Source organism: Paludisphaera borealis (genome assembly GCF_001956985.1).
Classification (GTDB): Bacteria; Planctomycetota; Planctomycetia; order Isosphaerales; family Isosphaeraceae; genus Paludisphaera; species Paludisphaera borealis.
The window spans coordinates 143,613-160,909 of record NZ_CP019082.1 but is presented as its reverse complement, the minus strand read 5'-3'; the positions used below and the strand labels follow the sequence as shown (position 1 = coordinate 160,909).

Here is a 17,297-nt window from a genome sequence, read left to right as displayed (position 1 = left end):
AGCGCGGGTCAGCCGATGCGGCCGGTGATGTAGGCCTCGGTCCGCTTGTCCTTGGGGTTGGTGAACAGCAGGTCGGTCGGGCTGAATTCGGCGAGGATGCCGGTGCGGTGGCCGTCGACGGCCGTCTCGTCGAGCATCAGGCAGGCGGTCAGGTCGCTGACGCGGCGGGCCTGCTGCATGTTGTGGGTGACGATGACGATCGTGTAGTCGGTCTTGAGGTCGTCCATCAGGTCCTCGACGCGCGCCGTTGAGATCGGGTCGAGGGCGGAGCAGGGCTCGTCCATCAGGATGACCTCGGGCTCGACGGCCAGCGTCCGGGCGATGCAGAGCCGTTGCTGCTGGCCTCCCGAGAGTTCCATGCCCGAGCGATGGATCTTGTTCTTGACCTCTTCCCAGAGGGCGGCGCGGCGGAGCGAGCGCTCGACCAGCTCGTCCATGTCGCCGCGGTAGCCGTTGATCCGCGCTCCCCAGGCGATGTTGTTGTAAATGCTCTTGGGGAACGGGTTGGGCTTCTGGAAGACCATGCCGATCCGGCGGCGGAGCGACACCGCGTCGATCCCCGGACCCGAGATCAGGTCGCCGTCGAACCGGATGTCGCCTGCCATTCGGGCACCGTTGATCAGGTCGTTCATCCGGTTGAAGCACCGCAGGAGCGTGCTCTTGCCACAGCCGGACGGCCCGATCAAGGCCGTGATCTTGTTGCGGGGGATGTCGATCGAGATCTGCTTGAGGGCCAGCGAGGAGCCGTACCAGACCTGAAGGTCGCGCGTCGAGAGGACCACGGGGTCGAGGCCGGGCGCGGAGGCGGGGGCGGCCTTGGAGAGGTCGGCCGGGCGTTGTTCCAGACGGGGCTCGGAAAGGCTCATAAGCGAGTCGCTGGGGGATTAGAGGAAGCGGCGGCCGGTTCAGCGGTAGCGTCGAAACCGGTTGCGGATCAGGATCGCCGCCGCATTCATGGATAGCAGCAAAACCAACAGAATCAAGATGCCGCCGGCCGCGATCGTCTGAAACTGACGATTGGGCTCCTTGGCGTAATTGTAAATCTCGACCGGCAGCGCTGTATAGCGGTCGAGCGGCCCCCGGGGCAGCCGGAGGATCGAGCCCGCCGCGCCGACCATCAAAAGCGGGGCGGTCTCGCCCACGGCCCGCGACAGGCCGAGGATCGTCCCGGTCATGATCCCCGGCAGGGCCATGGGGAGCACGTGCCCGCTGACGACCTGCCACTTCGTCGCGCCGAGGGCCAACGCCGCCTGGCGGAGCGAGTTCGGCACGGTCCGGAGCGCCTCCTGGGTCGTGATCACGATGATCGGCAGGATCAGCAGCCCGAGGGTGAACGCGCCGGCCACCAGCGACGGCCCCATCGCCAGCCCCCGGACGCCGAAGGCCCGGACGAACAGCGCCAGGCCGAGTATGCCGTACACGATCGACGGCACGCCCGCCAGGTTGGCGATGTTGGTCTGGACGATCCGCTTGAGCCGCCCCGGCGGCGCGTATTCTTCGAGGAACACGCCGGCGCCGATCCCGGCCGGTATCCCGATCAGGGCCACCAACCCCAGCAGCCAGAGGCTCCCCACCAGGCCGACCCGGTAGCCCGCGATCGCCGGATCGCTCGACTGCCGCTGGGAGATCAGCCGACTGAGCAGAGCGAACAGCTCCCGCATGTTGGCCCCGACGGCGTACCACGGATGGTGCGGCGGGCCGGCGAGCGCGGCGAACAGGATCGCCCCCAGAAGGACGATCAACACGACCACCCCGGTCAACGTGGCCAGGAAGCAGGCCGTCCCGAAGATCGGCCCCAGCCAGCGGCGGACCTGGCGATTGGGGCGAAACCGATCGCCGTCGCCTTGGCTCATTGGTAGACCTCGCGATAGCGCCTGAGCACCAGGCTCGAAATGATGTTGAGGGTCAGCGTGATGGCGAAGAGGGCCAGGCCCACCGCGAACAGCGACAGGTACTTGGACGACCCGTACGACGCCTCGCCGCCGATCACCTGGACGATGTACGTGGTCATGGTCTCGATCGAGGTCAGCGGGTTGACCGTGATCTGGGGGAGCATGCCCGCGGCGAGCACCACCGCCATCGTCTCGCCGACCGCCCGGCTGATCGCCAGCATGAACGAGGCGACCACCCCCGAGAGCCCCGCCGGCAGCACCACCCGCGTCGACACCTCGAACTTGGTCGCCCCCAGCCCGTACGCCGCCTCGCGCAGCCCTTGCGGGACCGCCGAGAGCATGTCCTCGCTCAGCGACGACACCAGGGGCACGATCATGACCCCCACCACGATGCAGGCGCTCAGCGCGTTGAACTGCTCGACCCGGAAGCCGAGCGGCTCGAACACCGCCTTGAGCACCGGCGTCACCAGCAGCAAGGCGAGGTAGCCGTAGACGATCGTCGGCACGCCCGCCAGCAGTTCGAGCGACGGCTTGAGCACCGCCCGGACCGCGCGCGGCGCGTACTCGCTCAGGTAGATCGCGCTCATCAGGCCCAGCGGCAGGGCGATGCACGACGACCCGAAGGCGATCACGAACGTCCCCCAGACCAGCGGCAGGATGCCGAACCGGGGGGGCGAGGCGTCGGGCTTCAGCTCGGTCCCGAGCAGGAAGTCGGCCACGCCGATCTTGGCGTGCACGAAGAACTCCACCGTCTGGACGCTGAGCACCACGACGATACCGATCGTCGTGAGCACCGACACCAGGGCGCAAAGGCCCAGCACCAGGCCGACGAAGACCTCGAGGAAGCCCGAGAACCGAGAATGGCCGGGCCAGAGGTCGTCCTGGGAAGGAGAGACGGACAAGCGAGCCTCCGCCGAGTCGGGTGTCATGGAGTCTTCGCCGGCGTCGGTTCGCCGCCGTCGCCCTGGGGGGCCAACTTGGCGAGGGCCTGGCGGTCGGCCGCGACGTCCTCGGGGGTCGGCGGATCGTAGCCCCCCTTCTGGGCGAGCGTCTCGACGTTGTCAAGGTAGTATTTGAGGAACTTGGCCACTTCCGGCCGCCGCGAGGCCGAATTCTTCACGAAGATGTAGAGCGGACGCGACAGCGGCGTGTACGACTTGTCGGCGATGCTCTCCGGGTTCGGCGCGACCGGCTTGGCGTCGGGGCCGGCCTGGACCGCCAGGCAGCCGAGCCGATCCTTGTTGGACGCGTAGTAGGCGTAGCCGAAGTAGCCGAGCCCGTCGGGGTCGCTGGCGACGCCGTTGACCAGAATGTTGTCGTCCGAGCTTTGCTGCACGCCGTCGCGCTGGTGCGTCCCCTTGCCGAGGATCGCCTCGACGAAGAACTCGAACGTCCCCGAGTCGTTGTCGGGCGAGTAGAGGACGATCTTCTGGTCCGGCCACGACGGGTCGAGGTCTTTCCACGTCTTGATCGTCGACCCGGCGGCCCACAGCTTCTTGAGCTGCTCGACCGTCAGCGACTTCACGAACGTGTTCTTGGGGTTGATCGCCAGCGTGATCCCGTCGTAGCCGACGAGGAACCGGGTCCACTCGATGCCCTGGCTCTTGGACTTCGCTTCTTCATCCGGCTTGGCGTCGCGCGAGGCGTCGACGATGTCGACCTCGCCCTGAAGGTAACGGCCGAAGCCGCCCCCCGTGCCGTGGTTGTCGACGACCACCGTGACTTCGGGCTCGACCGCGCTGAAGCCCTCTTGCGCGGCCTTGCTGATCCGGAACACCGTGCTCGACCCGTCGATGATGATCGAGGCCGACGGCGTCAGGCCGTCGACGCCTTCACCGCCGCCGCCGCATCCGCCGCCGACCGCGCACGCCAGGCCCAGCCCGACGGCCGAGAGCGTCATTCGATAAAACCGCATGAACGGAAGTCCTCGTTCCATATAATGATTCCAGACGAGAGGCGACGACCTTCGCTCGCTCGCGGGAACTCGAATCGTACTCCCTATCGCCCCCCAATGATAAGCTTTCATCATGAAGATTGCGTGAAGGTCTCGCGAGGCTTCGCTGTTTCCACGCCCCCGCGCGGTTGGGGAATCGATTCGAAGCCCTGACGACGGCCGGCGATTTCCGGGCGTCAATTGGTGTAAACTCTACGGACGAGCCTTGCCCCACGGGGGCGGGCGAGCCGAACCCGCGCCACCCATCCGTCGACGCCTCGGGAGTTTGGATTTTTCGCCATGATCGTGGTCAATGATCGCGTGACGCTTGACGACGCCGAGCTCGATTTCGAGTTCATCCGGGCCGGCGGCCCGGGCGGGCAGAACGTCAACAAGGTGTCGACGGCCGTCCGGCTGCGGTTCGACTTGAAGGGCTCGCCGTCGTTGCCCGAGGACGTCCGCCGCCGGCTGATCGGCATGGCGGGCCGAAAGCTCGGCGCCGACGGTTTCCTGACGATCCACGCCCGCGCCAAGCGGACCCAGGAGGCCAACCGCCGCGAGGCCGTCGACCGCCTCGTCGAGATGATCGTCGCCGCCAGCATCCGGCCGAAGCTCCGCCGACCCTCCAAGCCCACCCTCGGCTCCCAGAAGCGACGGCTTGATACTAAGCGCAAGCACAGCGAAACCAAGGCCCGACGTCGCGACAACGGGCCGCCCGACGGCTGACCGACTCTCAGCCCGGCAGCTTCAACGGGTCTGGCCGGGCGGGAACGAGCGTCGTCGAGGGAGCGGACTCGCGGCCGAGCCGGCTCCAGACGATCAGGCCGGACGCCAGCAGCCCCAGGCTGATGAGCTGCGAGATCGTGATCCCCGCGATGATCCCCGGGTCGTCGCCGCGGAGGATTTCCACCGGCCACCGCGTGATGGGGTAGGCGATCATCAGCAAGGCCATCATCTCGCCCGTGCGGCGACGGAACGGGATGTACGCCAGCAGGCCGACCAGCAGCGCCAGGCCGGCCAGCGAGGCGTAAAGCTGGGTCGGATGCACCGGCAGCGACCACGGCGCGCCGGGGTCCAGCAGCCCTTCATCGACGTGTGCGGTCCAGGCGTGCGAGCCGGCCGGAAACTGTATCCCCCAGGGGACTTGCGTGATCGCGCCGTGGCAGCAGCCGTTGAGGTGGCAGCCGAGCCGCCCGAAAAACACCCCCACCGCCAGCGCCGGGGCGACGGCGTCGGCCATGCGCAGGAACGGGAACGGGTGCCGTCGCCAGTAGATGAGCGTCCCCGTCAGGCCGCCGATGATGCAGCCGTAGAAGACGTTTCCCCCCTCCCAGCTTCGGAACAGGTCGAGGGGCGATTGGATCAGGTCGGGACGGCTGGCGACGAACAGGGCGCGCGCGCCGACGACCCCGCCGAGGAACAGCCAGGTCGCCAGCTCGTAGACGGCGTCGGTGTTCAGGCCCTCGCGGCGGGCGCGCCAGACGGCGATCCCCAGGGCCGACGCGCAGCCCAGAAGCATCATCAGCCCGTATCCGTGGACTTTGAAACCCAGAACGGGGAGTTCGAGCACGATCGGGTGCATGGCCGCATCCTCATCCTTTCCCGGCGGGCTGGCTCGTCCCGGCTGGGGCGAGCGAGGGGAGGATGCCACCACGGTTCGAAAGCGGCAAGGTCAAACCCGGGCGTGGGATCGAGCGCTGAAATCGTCGGATTTCGGCTTCGGCCATCTCCGTCTGGCCAGGGTGGGTCGTTTCGATTAGGGTGAATACTCCTTTCGTGATGCCGGTGCGCGGCGGAAATTCGGTTGCGACCTTCGGTTTGGTTGGTTGGGTGCGTGGGTCCGGGAAGTCGGGTCCGGGTTGATCGTTGGAGCCTGGTTGAGGGATTTGACCGGTGTCCTATCGCAGCTTCAAGCACCTGCTCGGCGAGACCAGCCTGGAACGCAAGTGCCGCTTCATCTTCGGACTCGGCATCTTCCTGCTGGTCACGGTCAGTTTCACGCTCTACGGGCTCAAGACCGAGGAGCTGGTCAAGAACCAGACCACCCAGACGGCGCGGATGTTCGTCAACCCGACGCTCAAGGACATCCACGTCAAGGCGCTCGGCAACGAGAACTGGGGAGCGGTCATCGACGTCCTCTGGGGCGATCTGACCATGCTTGACGAGGCGCCCAACGCCAAGGCCTCCGTCCTCAGCCCTTACAGCCCCAAGAAAACCAGCCGCCAGCCCTCGGACGATTTCGAGCGGAACACGCTCGCCCGATTCCTCAAGTCCGCGACCGACGAGGACGCCCTCGGGAAGACGGGGAAGCCGCGCGACAAGCCTTACACGTTCGCCGACGGCACGCCGATGTGGGCCGATCATGTCACGGCGGGGGACGAGGAGTACCAGTACATCCAGGCGGTCACGTTCAAGTCGAGCTGCCTGATGGACTGCCACAGCCGGGAAGACAGCGTGCTCGAAGGCTCCGAGACTGGCCGCAACCACATCGACAACCACATGATGCGGCCGACCGGCGACGGCCAGCACTGGGTCCCGGTCAAGGCCGGCGACCTCGCCGGCGCGGTCGTCGTGCACTATCCGCTCAAAGCCACCAAGAAGGCGATCAACAACAACCGGGCGATGCTGATCGCCGCCGCCATCGTCACCGCCATCCTGGCGATGGTCTCCTCGTACATGATCGTCCGCTACATCATCGTCAAGCCGGTCAAGCACCTCCGCGACGTCTCCGACGCCATCGCGGCGGGTCGGCTCAACATCCGCAGCCAGATCCAGACCGGCGACGAGTTCGAAGACCTGTCGCACGCGTTCAACCGGATGCTCCACAACCTGGTGGCCATGCAGCAAGAGCTCCGCGACGTCAACAACGACCTCGACTACAAGGTCGACGAGCTAGCGCAGGCGAACATGGCGCTCTACGAGATGAACCGGCTCAAGAGCGACTTCCTGGCGACCATGAGCCACGAGCTGCGGACCCCCTTGAACTCGATCATCGGCTTCTCCGAGGTCCTGGGGGGCAACGAGAGCCTCAACGACCGCCAGAAGCGATACGCCAACAACATCCAGACGTCGGGCAAGATGCTCCTGGGGATGATCAACGACATCCTCGACCTGGCCAAGATCGAGAGCGGCAAGATGGAGGTCCGGAGCGAGGACTTCTCGATCCGCGACGTCTGCGAGGCGCTCACGAACCTGACCCGGCCGATGGCAGACAACAAGGACATCACGCTCGAATGCCGGCTCGACGAGGTGATTCCGCTGCTCCGCCAGGACCCCGGCAAGATCCGTCAGATCCTCTACAACCTGCTCTCCAACGCGATCAAGTTCACGCCCGAGGGGGGCCGCGTGACGCTGCGGGCCCGGACCGAGGGGCGGTTCGTCGTGCTTGAGGTCGAGGACACGGGCATCGGCATCGCCGAGGAAGACCGCGACACCATCTTCGAGAAGTTCCGCCAGGCGAAGGCGCCCGGCCAGGAGAACGACGTGCTGATCCGCGAGCACCAGGGGACCGGCCTGGGGCTGTCGATCGTCCGCGAACTGGCCAAGCTTCTGGGCGGCGAGATCCACCTTCGCAGCCAGCTTGGGCAGGGGAGCACGTTCACGGTCCGCATCCCGCTCCAGCTTCCCGGCAACCGACGGTTCGAGGTCAACCTCTCCGACGAGCGGATCGACCTTTCCAAGGCGCGCCGGATCGAGCCGCCGCCGTCGTTCCCTCACCTCCCGCTGTCGAAATCGCCGTCCAGCGGCGTTCCGCCCGACGCGTTGCGGAACCGAGACCGGGGGAGGAACGCGCCGGTCGTTTGAAAGCCTGTTGGTCCGTCTCTCCTTCGTCGAGCTGACATGAGCACCACGAATCGCTTTTCGATCCACGACCGGCGAGGCCGCCGGAACCTCGTCGCCGCCGTCGCCGGGGCCGCGCTGGTCGTCGCCCTGGCCGTCGGGACGTTCGTCTTGCTGCAACCCCAGGTCCAGAACCTCTCCTACGGCCAATTCCGCAAGCGGCTCGCCGAGGGGAGCGTCGGCTCGGCCCGCGTCGGCCCGACGTCGATCGCTGGCCGCCTCGCCGAGCGGGATTCGGGCGGTCGGGCGGTCCGCTACCAGGTGTCGCGCGTCGGCATGGAGCACGACGAGGACCTGATCCGGCTCCTCGAAGCCCACGTCCCCGGCGGCGACTACGACGCCGAGGCCGGGCCGTCGTCGATCCAGACGATGGCGGCCCCCGCGATCATGTTCCTGCTGACGATCGCGTTCCTCTCGATCATTCTCGTCCGTTCGGGTGGGTTCGGGTCGGCCCTGGCTTTCAGCAAGAGCCGGCCCCGCGTGTACGGCGACGACGAGGCTCGGGTCACGTTCGACAGCGTGGCCGGCCACGAGGAGGTCGTCGACGAACTGCGCGAGGTCGTCGACTTCCTGCGGACCCCCGATAAGTTCCAGTCGCTCGGCGGCCGGATTCCCAAGGGGGTGCTCTTGATCGGGGCGCCCGGCACCGGCAAGACGCTCCTGGCCCGCGCCGTGGCGGGCGAGGCCGGCGTGCCGTTCTTCTCGCTCTCTGGGTCCGATTTCGTCGAGCTGTTCGTCGGCGTCGGCGCGGCGCGGGTCCGCAGCCTGTTCGCCCGCGCCCAGGCCAAGGCCCCTTGCCTGATCTTCATCGACGAGCTGGACGCCATCGGCAAGGCCCGAAGCGCGGGGGGATCGGGCGGACACGACGAGCGCGACCAGACGCTCAACCAGCTCCTCGTCGAGATGGACGGCTTCGACGCCAACCGTGGCGTGATCCTGCTGGCCGCCACCAACCGCCCCGAGACGCTCGACCCCGCCTTGGTCCGGCCCGGCCGGTTCGACCGCCAGGTGGTCGTCGACCGTCCCGACCTCGTCGGCCGCGAGCAGATCCTCAAGGTCCACGCCCGGGTCGTTCCCCTGGCCGACGGCCTTAACCTCCGGCAGATCGCCGCTATGACCCCCGGCTTCGTCGGCGCCGACCTGGCGAACCTCGTCAACGAAGCGGCGCTCCTGGCGGCGCGGCGGGGCAAGGACCAGGTCGGGCAGCCGGAATTCGAGGAAGGCATCGAACGCCTGATCGCCGGCCCCGAAAAGCGCCAGCGGCTCCTCCGGCCGGACGAGAAGGAGCGGATCGCCTTCCACGAGGCCGGCCACGCGCTGGTCGCCCGCAGCCTTCCCGGGACCGACCCGGTCCACAAGGTCTCGATCGTCGGCCGCGGCGCCGGCGCCCTCGGCTACACGCTCTACCGGCCCGAGGACGACCGCTTCCTGCACACCCGGACCTCGCTTGAACACGCGGTGTGCAGCCTGCTGGGGGGGACGCTCGCCGAGGAGATCGCGCTGGGCGAATCGTCCGACGGCTGTACCAGCGACCTCACCCGCGCCACCCGGATCGTCCGCCGCATGGTTCTGGAGTTCGGCATGAGCCCCGTCATGGGGAGGCAGAGCTACGGCCGCGACCCGTCCGACCCCTCGGCCGCCGGCGGCCCCGAGCTGGCTTGCAGCGAACAGACCGCCCGCGAGATCGATCTCGAAGTCCGGCGGATTCTCGACGAGGCCCTCGCCAAGGCCCGGCGGATCCTCGTCGAACGTCAGGCGACGCTCGAACGGATCGCCCGGCGGCTGATCGATCGGGAGACGATCGGCGCGGTCGAACTCGCCGAGATCCTTGCCGCCGAGACCGCCGCCGACGCCCCGGCCTCGAATTGACGAACTTTGTTCCATTCCGAAGCGTCGCCTGGTCTTGTAGAATCGTCCGGGCGTCGGCGATGTCGCGCCGTGGTCAATACCGGTTGGGAGCGTTCGAATATGGCAGGGCTGGACGGCGGTCCCCTGGTGGTCGGTGTCGACCTCGGCGGGACGAAGATACTGGCGGGCGTGGTCAGCGCCGACAATCGCATCCTCGGGCGCGGCAAGCGCACGACGCCGGCGAAAGATGGCGGACCGGCGATCCTCCAGGCGATGACCGAGTGCGTCGACGAGGCCCTGGTTCAGGCCGGCGTGTCGCGCGACGCGATCGCCGCGGGGGGGATCGGCTCGCCCGGCCCGCTCGACGTCCATACCGGCGTGATCCTCTTCAGCGCCAACCTGAACGTCAAGAACTACCCGATCGGCCCCGAGCTGGCGGCCGTCCTCGACGCGCCGGTCGTCGTGCGGAACGACGTCCGCGTGGGGGGCTACGGCGAGTTCGTCCTGGGGGCGGGGCGGGGCTACCGCAACGTGATCTCGGCGTTCGTCGGCACGGGCATCGGCGGCTGCATCATCGTCGACGGCCGGATCGTCACGGGGTCGACCGAGAACGCCGGTGAGATCGGCCACATCATCATCAAGGCGGGGGGCCCGAAGTGCGGCTGCGGCCAACGCGGCTGCATGGAGGCGCTTTCGAGCAAGACGGCGATCGCCGGGCGGGTCGCCAAGGCGGTCAAGAAGAAGACGCCGACGGTCCTCGGCGCCAAGATGGCCCGCAAGGGGGGCCGGCTCAAGAGCGGCGACCTGGCCGAGGCCGTCGCCGACAACGACTCCGTGGCGGTCCGCGAAGTCCGCCGCGCCGCCCACTTCCTCGGCCTGGGGCTGGGGGGGCTCGTCAACGTCCTGGGGCCCGAGATCGTGATCATCGGCGGGGGGGTCGCCCAGGCTCTCGGCGACTCGTGGCTCGACCTCGTCCGCGTCTCGGCCCGGCGGCAGATCCTCACCGACCCGGAGGGCAAGATCCAGATCGTCCGCGCCTCCCTCGGCGACGACGCCGCCGTCCTCGGCGCCGCCCTGATGGCCCGCGAAAGCCTGCTCCAGAGCTGACGCGGTCGGTCAGGGTTTGACCTGAAGCAGCCAGGCGAAGACGTCGTGCTGCTGCGAGGCGTTCAGCACCTTGTCGAACGCCGGCATCTTGCGGACCCCCTTGTGGACGGCCTCGTCGTAGGCCTTGCGGCTGTTCAGGACCGCCCGGCCGGCCAGGCTCGGCCCGAGGTCGCCCCCCAGGGCCGTCGGGCCGTGGCAGTTGGCGCAGTTGGTCTTGTACAGCTCCGCGCCGGCGGCTGGATCGCCGGCGTCGGGCCCGGGGGCGGTCCCGGGCCTCGGGATTTCCAGCGAGTTGATCGTCGCCAGCGTGACGCGTCCCGGCGGGACGGCCGGGTCGACGTCCCGGTAGGTTTTCGCCAGGTGATCGATCACCCCCTGCTGGTCCTGCGGCGGCAGGGGCGCCCCCCACGAGACCATCTTGTCGATCTCCGCCTTCCACTGCGCCGGGGTCAACCGCTGGTTCGTGTACATGCCTGCTTCATGACATATAAGGCAGTTTTCCTGGATCGCCCGCTTGGCCAGGACCTCGCGATAAGCGGCTTCATCGTCCTCTTCGTCGTCCTTGTCCGCAGTCTTGGGCGTCGCGTCCTGGGCGGCTTTCTGGTCCTGGACGGCTGAACGGCAGTGCGAGGCGACCGGGGGGAGCAACAGCCCGACGACCGGTACGACGGCGAGTACAGCGGATAATTTCATATTAGGATCTCACGAAACCACGCAGGCGACTTGGTCGTAACCGTTCCACAGGTAGCCGCTCTTGTTCCACGGCGACTTCTCGGGCTGGACGTCCCCTTCCGAGTCGGTCGCCCGGACGCGGAGGACGTACGAGCCCGCCGCGGGGGGCGTCCAGGCGATCTTGAACCGCCGCCAGCTCCCCTGCACGGGCTCGCCGATCAGCTCGGCGACCTGCCAGGTCGGGTCGCGGTCGGTGGAGAACTCGACTTTCGTCACATGGCCCTTGCCCGTCCAGGCGACCCCGCGCACCTCTTGCGGGCGGTTCGCGACCGTCTCGCCGAGGCCCGGCCGGGAGATCAGCGATTTCACATTCATCCACGTCACGGGGGCGAGGTCCTTGGGGTCGGGATTGACGCCCGGGGGACCGGGTGGCGGGCGAGCCGGTAGCCGGTCTTCATGAAGAAGGCCTGCGACTCCTCGGCCGACACGATGATCTTGCGGATCCACTTGGTCCAGTTGTTGGCCGCCCAGCCGGGGACCACCATCCGCGCCGGGCCGCCGTGCAGGACGGGCAGGGGCTCGCCGTTCATGCGGACGGCGATCAGGGCGCCGGCGTCGATCGCCGCTTCGATCGGCACGCTGCGGACGAACGCCGGGGACTTGGGGTTCGGCGGCACGTCGCCGCCGATCAGGTGGACGTGGGCCGCGCCCGGCTTGAGCCCGGCCTTCCGGAGCAACGAGGCGAGGCTGACGCCCGACCATTCGGCGTGCCCGACGGCCCCGCGCTCCCAGGGCGTCCCCGGCATCCGGGGGCGGAACAGCGCCCGACCGTTGCCCGCGCACTGGAGCACGGCCTGCCGGGTCGTCGAATCCAGATCGAGCAGGGCGTCGAGGCTCAGAGCCAGCGGCCGCTCGACGAGGCCCTCGACGGCGATCTCCCACGGGCTGAGCCCGACGGCCGGCGCTCCGTGGTGGCTGCGGACGAAGAACTCCTCGGACGGCGTCAGCCACGAGTCGAGGGAGGCGGAGGGGGACTCCAGGTTCAGGGGCCGCTCGGTCCGGACGATCAGCCGATGGTCGGCGGCCTGGGGCGCTTCGTCGGCCAGGACGCACCCAGCTGTCGCGAGCCGGCCGGCGACCACGCCCGCGCAACCCGACTTCAGGAAGGCGCGACGATCGAAGGATCGACCCGACGACGGAGGCTCGCTGGTGCAATCGCTGTGATCGGAAGAATCCGTGAAATCCGAAGGCATGGCCAGGGGCCTCGCGAAAAGTCCGAACCGCGGCGGCGGATGATGCGTCGAAAGTATGCAGGAACGCCCAGAGACTGCCCAGCGTCGGGACGGTCGCGGCGTGCCGAACGACCAAAATCCACCATACCGCGCGCCGTCACCCGCGGCGAGTCGTTTCCATTTTGCGGCCGCCGCCCGAAGTATGAAGATTCTCACGAAGGAAACTATCGTGATTCGAGTCGAAACCGGTGACCTCGGTATTCCTTTTGCTCTATAATGGAAACGTCGAGAACGAGCCGTCTCCCGGGTCGTTTCGCGTCGCCTCGTCCAACCCGGCGAGAATTGGTTTGCTCGGCCCGTCGTCCCGTCCTAACGGCGTTCGATTTGAGGTGGCCACCGAATCCATTACACGGGTTGCGAACGATGAAAAAAATCCGTCGCAAGCGTCAGCAAGCCCTGTTCTCCCGTCTCGGCCGTCATCTGGAAATCTGTTTCGACTCCTTTCGCCCCCGGCGCATCCGGACCCGTTCGGCGCGTTACGCGGCCGCCCTCGGCGAGTCGCTGGGCTTGATCGATCGTCCCAAGGTCTGTTCGTGGTGTCGCCGTCGCCAGCGCTTGCAACGTCACCACTGGGACTACCAAGAACCACTCAACGTCACCTTCCTCTGCCCCGACTGCCACGCCATCGCCGACGGCATGGTGATGGCCCAGGCGATCGCATAGCATAGATCAGTCGAATCGCCCGTGCGGTGGGCGGTGGATCGACGCCGCACGGGCCTCTCTTTACTTATGGAATCAGCCGCTCGTTTCGCTCGCGCCGCCGTCCGGCGAATTGGGTTCGATCGTCCGATTTCCCACGATCACCGTTGATCGTCCACTGTCCCCCGCCGACGTCCGGCGGATTGGGTTCGATCGTCGCTGTTTTTGATTCATTCGACGTTCCTTCCGACGTCCGCCGTCCGGCGGATTGGGTTCGATCGTCGCTGTTTTTGATTATCCAATCGTTCCCTCTCGTCGTCCGATGGATGGGGGAGGTGAGTGGTGCTGGCCTTACGTAAACCCTTTGGAGGCAACGTTGTAGTGTGGGCATCGCCTGCCGATTGATGGCCGGCGGTCAAGTACCACGAGGGGATCTCGCCTTCGGCGGATTGGGTTCTTCTGAAAATCTTCCGGGCCATGTGTCAGGCTGCAGGGGCTGGTAGTTGGCGTTCGCGGTAGTCGGCCCCGTTCTTGAGCAGGTGCCAGATCACCACCAGGATCTTGTGCGCCACGGCGATGAGAGCCTTCTTTTTCCCGAGTCGTGGGACCCATCGACGGTAGCAGATGCTGAAGGCGGTGTTCTTGGCGTGGCTGGCCGACCACGCCGACTGCACCAGGAGCGAACGCAGCCACGGACTCCCCTTGGTCGTCTTGCCGCTGCGGCGTTTGCCGGCGCTTTGGTCGTTGCCCGGGCACAGCCCCGCCCAGGAGCAGAGGTGGCCCGCGGTCGGGAACGACTCCACGTCCGGCCCGATCTCCCCCACGATCACCTCCGCCGCCCGATCCCCCACTCCGGGGATCCCCTGGAGCCGGCCCGCCGCCTCGTCGAACGGCCTCATGGCCTCGTCGATCCGCTCGTCCAGCCGCTCGATCAGGCGTTCCAACGCGTCGATCTGATCCGTCAGCAGCCGGAGCACGAAGCGGTGGTGGTCGGTGACCCGGCCCAACAGCGCCCGCCTCAGCTCGGGGATCTTGCCCCGGAGCCGCTGCTTGGCCAGATCGGCCAGCTTCTCCGGGTCGTCCTGGCCGTCGATCATCGCCCGGATCATGTCGCGTCCCGAGGCCCCCAGGACGTCGCTGGCCACCGACCCCAGCTTGACGTTGGCGTCCTCCAGCGTCTTCTGGAGGCGATTGGCCACCGCGGCGCGGTCGCGGACCAACTCGGTGCGCTGCCGGGTCAGGTCGCGAAGCTCGCGGATCTCCGGCTTGGGGATGAAGCTGGGCGACAGCAGGCCGTGCTGGAGCAACTGGGCGATCCACTCGGCGTCCTTGACGTCGGTCTTGCGGCCGGGGACCTGCTTGAGCCGGCCGGCGTTGACCAGCATCACGTTGAACCGCCCTTCCAGGATGTGGAAGATCGGCTTCCAGTAGACGCCCGTGCTCTCCATGGCGACCTCGCGGACGCCGTGGGCGTCGAGCCAGTCGGCCAGGGCCAGCAAGTCCGCGGTCATCGTGCCGAAGGTGTGGACCACCGAGGCGACCGAGCCGTCGGGGTTGATGTGGCGGACGCAGGCGACGACGGTCTTCTTGTGGACGTCGAGCCCGGCGCAGCGATCGTGAACGATGTCCATGACGTCCCCTCCAACTCGAGTGGTCGGAAACGAAGCAGTCCGAGCCGGTGGGACGACCTCGGGGCGTAAAGCAGTTTCTTCTACGTGCTTCCCCGCTTCCGGGGGGCGACAGGACGGGGTTCGACGTGAAGTCGAGCCGAGGCCGGGGCCAAGTTCCTTCGCGGGTTCGCGACACCAAAGCCAATGACGGCCTCTCGCCCAGGGCCGGACCCCCACAGCATAACCAACCCCGAACCCATTTTCATGGGTCGGGGTGAGCCAAAGGCTCATGACAGTTCGATCGTCGGCTTTGTGCGATCGTCGTCGGCCGCCGCCGCCCTTGCGCCCGCCCTGGCGAATTGGGTTCGATCGTCGTCATTTCGATCGTCGATCGCCATCAAGCTCGGCTTCCGTCGCCCACTTTCGCCGCCCTGGCGAATTGGGTTCGATCGTCGTCATTCTCGGATCGCCCGAGGCTGTCGATTGAGGATCGGGACGGCCCCGGAACAGCTCGCCGCCGAATTGTCAAAGAGCCGCCGCGCGGGGGAAGTCGTCGCCCCTTCTACTAATTTACGACGGATCATGCATTTTGAACGTGGGATCGACGGTTTCTCGCCGTCAGGGGATTTCGTGGATACGGGCGCTCGCCGGGATCGCCCCGGTCGACATGCTGGGACGAATTGACAATATTTGCCAGTTTCCCTAGCATGAACTCGATCTCAGGAGGGTCGACTATGCCCACGCGAAACGTGAATCTCACCGATCACTACGACCACTTGGTGGCGAATCTGGTCGCCTCGGGGCGTTATAAGAATGCCAGCGAAGTAATGCGTGCGGGTCTGCGGCTGCTGGAGCAGGAGTCGAGGGAGGACGAAGAGAAACTGAACGTCCTCAGGAGCCTGGCATCCGAGGCGTTCTCCTCGCTGGATCGGGGTGAAGGGACGAGGCTCGAAGGGGATCAGCAGCTCGCCGACTTCATCGGGGGACTCGGCCGGCGAGCGGCCGATCGCTGCGCACGCGGTGCCGGTGGCCAATAATCGATGCAACTCTACCGGCTCTCCCCCCAGGCCGAGCGGGATATCGAAACGATCCTGGAATGAACACATGCGGAGTTCGGCAAGAAGGCCCGGATCCGCTACGAAGCCCTTCTGATTCAAGCCATCCTCGACGTGGCCGAGAACCCCGAGCGACATGGCAGCCACTCCCGGCCGGAAATCGCCCCTCCCGCCCGCACCTACCATCTCCGGAACAGCCGCGATCGAGTCAAACGATCTTCGGATCGCGTTCGGCAACCCCGGCATTTTCTCCTTTACCGGGCCGTGGGCGACGGATGGATCGAAATCGCCCGAGTTCTTCACGACGCGATGGACCTGAGCCGCCAACTTCCTGGGGAATACAAACCATCATGATGCGGTCGGGACACCCGGCCTCATGGAGATGGGGCATCGCGTCGGCCGGGGCCGGATACGAGCTCGAAGCGCCAGCGAGTGCATTTCCAGTCGGCCGTTCGAAATCGATTCACTCGCTGGCGCTTCGGGCTCGTATGGGGAGGCCGCCCGTTGGACGACCCGAAGCCCCCTTTTCATGAGGCCGGGTACCGCCACGGCGTCTCGTCAGGCCATCGCCGGCATCGGGCCAAGCACCGCGCTGAATCCCTCCGAATTTCTGGAATGATCGTCCCGCCTCGTCCGTCTATAACATCAGAATGGGCGAGACACCGACACGCGGAGGGGCGGGCTTGTGGCCGTTGAGGGAAGCGGAGCGGTTCCTCGGTCGATCCACGCGCTGTTGACGGCGGGGACGTTCGGGGGCTTGACCGACGGGCAATTGATCGAGCGGTTCGTGACCCGCGAGGGGGAGGCGGCCGAGCTGGCCTTCGCGGCCTTGATGGACCAGCACGGGCCGATGGTCCTGCGCGTCTGTCGAGGCGTACTGCCCAATGAGCACGACGCCGAGGACGCCTTTCAGGCCATGTTCCTGATCCTGGCTCGCAAGGCCCGATCGATCCGGCCGGGGTTTTCCATACTACGTCCTGGTCGACGCTCAGGGCCGAGGCGTCGGAGAGCCGCTAAGGGACCTGAAAACAGAAAGCTCGTCTGAAACCCCAATTTGCTTCTTGCGAATCCCTAAACCCCCGCGTCTTGCCGCTTGCCGAGGGCTTCGCGGAGGCTGCGGTTCTCTTCGACGAGGGTGGCGATCGTCCGGTCTTGGTCGGTCTTGCGGCGCAGGGCGCGGACGACGAAGACGACGAATGTGATGACGCCGCCCCAGACGAGGAGGGACGCCAATCCCATGATCAGCAGTTCGATCGGTCCGATAATGGGCAACATAGCCAGCATGGGCGACGGCTCCGGCGGTCGGTTCTTGAACGTCTTCGCTTCAGCTTACGTCACGGGCTGATCCGCGTCGATAGAACACGGTGCGGCCGGCGCATGGATTTCGCTTCATGTTCCGGCATGCGCCT

At 67.0% G+C, this 17,297-nt stretch carries 18 protein-coding genes; 8 read left to right on the top strand and 10 right to left on the bottom strand.

The features are described from left to right. Nucleotides 1–8 precede the first annotated feature (8 nt). The 4 genes from pstB to BSF38_RS00680 are packed head-to-tail and all read right to left on the bottom strand — an operon-like array spanning nt 9 to nt 3,807. Nucleotides 9–866 carry a phosphate ABC transporter ATP-binding protein PstB gene (gene pstB / locus BSF38_RS00695; RefSeq protein ID WP_083712589.1) on the bottom strand — a complete coding sequence of 286 codons (858 nt, stop codon included), beginning with the start codon at nt 864–866 and terminating at the stop codon, nt 9–11. A gap of 39 nt (nt 867–905) precedes the next feature. Further along, complete coding sequence (gene pstA, locus BSF38_RS00690; RefSeq protein ID WP_076343005.1) at nt 906–1,853, bottom strand: phosphate ABC transporter permease PstA; 948 nt, start codon at nt 1,851–1,853, stop codon at nt 906–908. Next, nucleotides 1,850–2,821, bottom strand: a complete 972-nt coding sequence (gene pstC / locus BSF38_RS00685) for a phosphate ABC transporter permease subunit PstC (RefSeq protein WP_076343004.1) — start codon at nt 2,819–2,821, stop codon at nt 1,850–1,852. The genes pstA and pstC overlap by 4 nt, the downstream gene beginning before the upstream one ends. Beyond that, nucleotides 2,818–3,807, bottom strand: a complete 990-nt coding sequence (locus BSF38_RS00680; RefSeq protein ID WP_076350505.1) for a PstS family phosphate ABC transporter substrate-binding protein — start codon at nt 3,805–3,807, stop codon at nt 2,818–2,820. The genes pstC and BSF38_RS00680 overlap by 4 nt, the downstream gene beginning before the upstream one ends. 318 nt (nt 3,808–4,125) lie before the next feature. On the opposite strand from BSF38_RS00680, the gene arfB reads away from it, so the two are divergent. Next, a complete protein-coding gene (gene arfB / locus BSF38_RS00675) occupies nt 4,126–4,551 on the top strand; it encodes an alternative ribosome rescue aminoacyl-tRNA hydrolase ArfB (RefSeq protein ID WP_076343003.1) in 426 nt (141 codons plus the stop codon). A gap of 7 nt (nt 4,552–4,558) precedes the next feature. On the opposite strand, the gene lgt is transcribed toward arfB, so the two are convergent. Continuing rightward, complete coding sequence (gene lgt, locus BSF38_RS00670; RefSeq protein WP_076343002.1) at nt 4,559–5,407, bottom strand: prolipoprotein diacylglyceryl transferase; 849 nt, start codon at nt 5,405–5,407, stop codon at nt 4,559–4,561. A 311-nt stretch (nt 5,408–5,718) separates the two neighbouring features. Between lgt and BSF38_RS00665 the strand changes: the two genes are divergently transcribed. The 3 genes from BSF38_RS00665 (at nt 5,719) to BSF38_RS00655 (ending at nt 10,620) form a co-directional block, all read left to right on the top strand. Then, the gene (locus BSF38_RS00665; RefSeq protein ID WP_076343001.1) at nt 5,719–7,629 is read left to right on the top strand and encodes an ATP-binding protein; all 1,911 of its coding nucleotides are present in this window, start codon (nt 5,719–5,721) and stop codon (nt 7,627–7,629) included. Nucleotides 7,630–7,665: 36 nt separating this feature from the next. Continuing rightward, nucleotides 7,666–9,534 (top strand): ATP-dependent zinc metalloprotease FtsH, encoded by a 1,869-nt coding sequence (gene ftsH, locus BSF38_RS00660; RefSeq protein ID WP_083712588.1) that lies wholly within the window; start codon nt 7,666–7,668, stop codon nt 9,532–9,534. Nucleotides 9,535–9,633: 99 nt separating this feature from the next. Further along, nucleotides 9,634–10,620 (top strand): ROK family protein, encoded by a 987-nt coding sequence (locus tag BSF38_RS00655; protein WP_076343000.1) that lies wholly within the window; start codon nt 9,634–9,636, stop codon nt 10,618–10,620. A gap of 9 nt (nt 10,621–10,629) precedes the next feature. Here BSF38_RS00655 and BSF38_RS00650 read toward each other — a convergent pair whose 3' ends face one another. From BSF38_RS00650 to BSF38_RS00640, 3 genes are read right to left on the bottom strand one after another with little or no spacing between them, the layout of a single operon-like run. Beyond that, nucleotides 10,630–11,313 (bottom strand): c-type cytochrome, encoded by a 684-nt coding sequence (locus BSF38_RS00650; RefSeq protein WP_076342999.1) that lies wholly within the window; start codon nt 11,311–11,313, stop codon nt 10,630–10,632. Between the two features lie 9 nt (nt 11,314–11,322). Then, on the bottom strand, nt 11,323–11,667 hold the full coding sequence (locus BSF38_RS00645; protein WP_237170886.1) for a molybdopterin-binding protein: 345 nt from the start codon (nt 11,665–11,667) through the stop codon (nt 11,323–11,325). 5 nt (nt 11,668–11,672) lie between these two features. Continuing rightward, entirely contained in the window at nt 11,673–12,545 is an 873-nt protein-coding gene (locus tag BSF38_RS00640; protein WP_076342997.1) for a molybdopterin-dependent oxidoreductase, read from the bottom strand. A 402-nt stretch (nt 12,546–12,947) separates the two neighbouring features. On the opposite strand from BSF38_RS00640, the gene BSF38_RS00635 reads away from it, so the two are divergent. Continuing rightward, nucleotides 12,948–13,247 (top strand): hypothetical protein, encoded by a 300-nt coding sequence (locus BSF38_RS00635; protein WP_076350503.1) that lies wholly within the window; start codon nt 12,948–12,950, stop codon nt 13,245–13,247. Nucleotides 13,248–13,705: 458 nt separating this feature from the next. On the opposite strand, the gene BSF38_RS00630 is transcribed toward BSF38_RS00635, so the two are convergent. Then, nucleotides 13,706–14,854 (bottom strand): IS110 family RNA-guided transposase, encoded by a 1,149-nt coding sequence (locus tag BSF38_RS00630; protein WP_076342996.1) that lies wholly within the window; start codon nt 14,852–14,854, stop codon nt 13,706–13,708. 686 nt (nt 14,855–15,540) lie between these two features. On the opposite strand from BSF38_RS00630, the gene BSF38_RS32540 reads away from it, so the two are divergent. From BSF38_RS32540 to BSF38_RS30495, 3 genes are all read left to right on the top strand, one after another. After that, nucleotides 15,541–15,870: a type II toxin-antitoxin system ParD family antitoxin gene (locus BSF38_RS32540; protein ID WP_420819236.1), complete on the top strand. Its 330-nt coding sequence runs from the start codon at nt 15,541–15,543 to the stop codon at nt 15,868–15,870. Nucleotides 15,871–15,963: 93 nt separating this feature from the next. Then, nucleotides 15,964–16,242 (top strand): type II toxin-antitoxin system RelE/ParE family toxin, encoded by a 279-nt coding sequence (locus tag BSF38_RS32535; protein WP_210405724.1) that lies wholly within the window; start codon nt 15,964–15,966, stop codon nt 16,240–16,242. Between the two features lie 331 nt (nt 16,243–16,573). Then, a complete protein-coding gene (locus tag BSF38_RS30495) occupies nt 16,574–16,933 on the top strand; it encodes an RNA polymerase sigma factor (protein WP_145951911.1) in 360 nt (119 codons plus the stop codon). Between the two features lie 26 nt (nt 16,934–16,959). Here the strand turns inward: BSF38_RS30495 and BSF38_RS00610 are convergent, their stop codons facing one another. Further along, a complete protein-coding gene (locus tag BSF38_RS00610; RefSeq protein WP_076342993.1) occupies nt 16,960–17,172 on the bottom strand; it encodes a hypothetical protein in 213 nt (70 codons plus the stop codon). Nucleotides 17,173–17,297 lie beyond the last annotated feature (125 nt).

Bases quoted from the DNA above. Each gene is read 5' to 3' on its own strand.
- pstC (WP_076343004.1), bottom strand. From the start codon at position 2,821: ATGACACCCGACTCGGCGGAGGCTCGCTTGTCCGTCTCTCCTTCCCAG.
- pstB (WP_083712589.1), bottom strand. From the start codon at position 866: ATGAGCCTTTCCGAGCCCCGTCTGGAACAACGCCCGGCCGACCTCTCC.
- BSF38_RS00655 (WP_076343000.1), top strand. From the start codon at position 9,634: ATGGCAGGGCTGGACGGCGGTCCCCTGGTGGTCGGTGTCGACCTCGGC.
- BSF38_RS00635 (WP_076350503.1), top strand. From the start codon at position 12,948: ATGAAAAAAATCCGTCGCAAGCGTCAGCAAGCCCTGTTCTCCCGTCTC.
- arfB (WP_076343003.1), top strand. From the start codon at position 4,126: ATGATCGTGGTCAATGATCGCGTGACGCTTGACGACGCCGAGCTCGAT.
- BSF38_RS00680 (WP_076350505.1), bottom strand. From the start codon at position 3,807: ATGCGGTTTTATCGAATGACGCTCTCGGCCGTCGGGCTGGGCCTGGCG.
- BSF38_RS00610 (WP_076342993.1), bottom strand. From the start codon at position 17,172: ATGCTGGCTATGTTGCCCATTATCGGACCGATCGAACTGCTGATCATG.
- BSF38_RS00630 (WP_076342996.1), bottom strand. From the start codon at position 14,854: ATGGACATCGTTCACGATCGCTGCGCCGGGCTCGACGTCCACAAGAAG.
- pstA (WP_076343005.1), bottom strand. From the start codon at position 1,853: ATGAGCCAAGGCGACGGCGATCGGTTTCGCCCCAATCGCCAGGTCCGC.
- BSF38_RS32540 (WP_420819236.1), top strand. From the start codon at position 15,541: ATGAACTCGATCTCAGGAGGGTCGACTATGCCCACGCGAAACGTGAAT.
- BSF38_RS00650 (WP_076342999.1), bottom strand. From the start codon at position 11,313: ATGAAATTATCCGCTGTACTCGCCGTCGTACCGGTCGTCGGGCTGTTG.
- BSF38_RS00645 (WP_237170886.1), bottom strand. From the start codon at position 11,667: ATGAATGTGAAATCGCTGATCTCCCGGCCGGGCCTCGGCGAGACGGTC.
- BSF38_RS00640 (WP_076342997.1), bottom strand. From the start codon at position 12,545: ATGCCTTCGGATTTCACGGATTCTTCCGATCACAGCGATTGCACCAGC.
- ftsH (WP_083712588.1), top strand. From the start codon at position 7,666: ATGAGCACCACGAATCGCTTTTCGATCCACGACCGGCGAGGCCGCCGG.
- lgt (WP_076343002.1), bottom strand. From the start codon at position 5,407: ATGCACCCGATCGTGCTCGAACTCCCCGTTCTGGGTTTCAAAGTCCAC.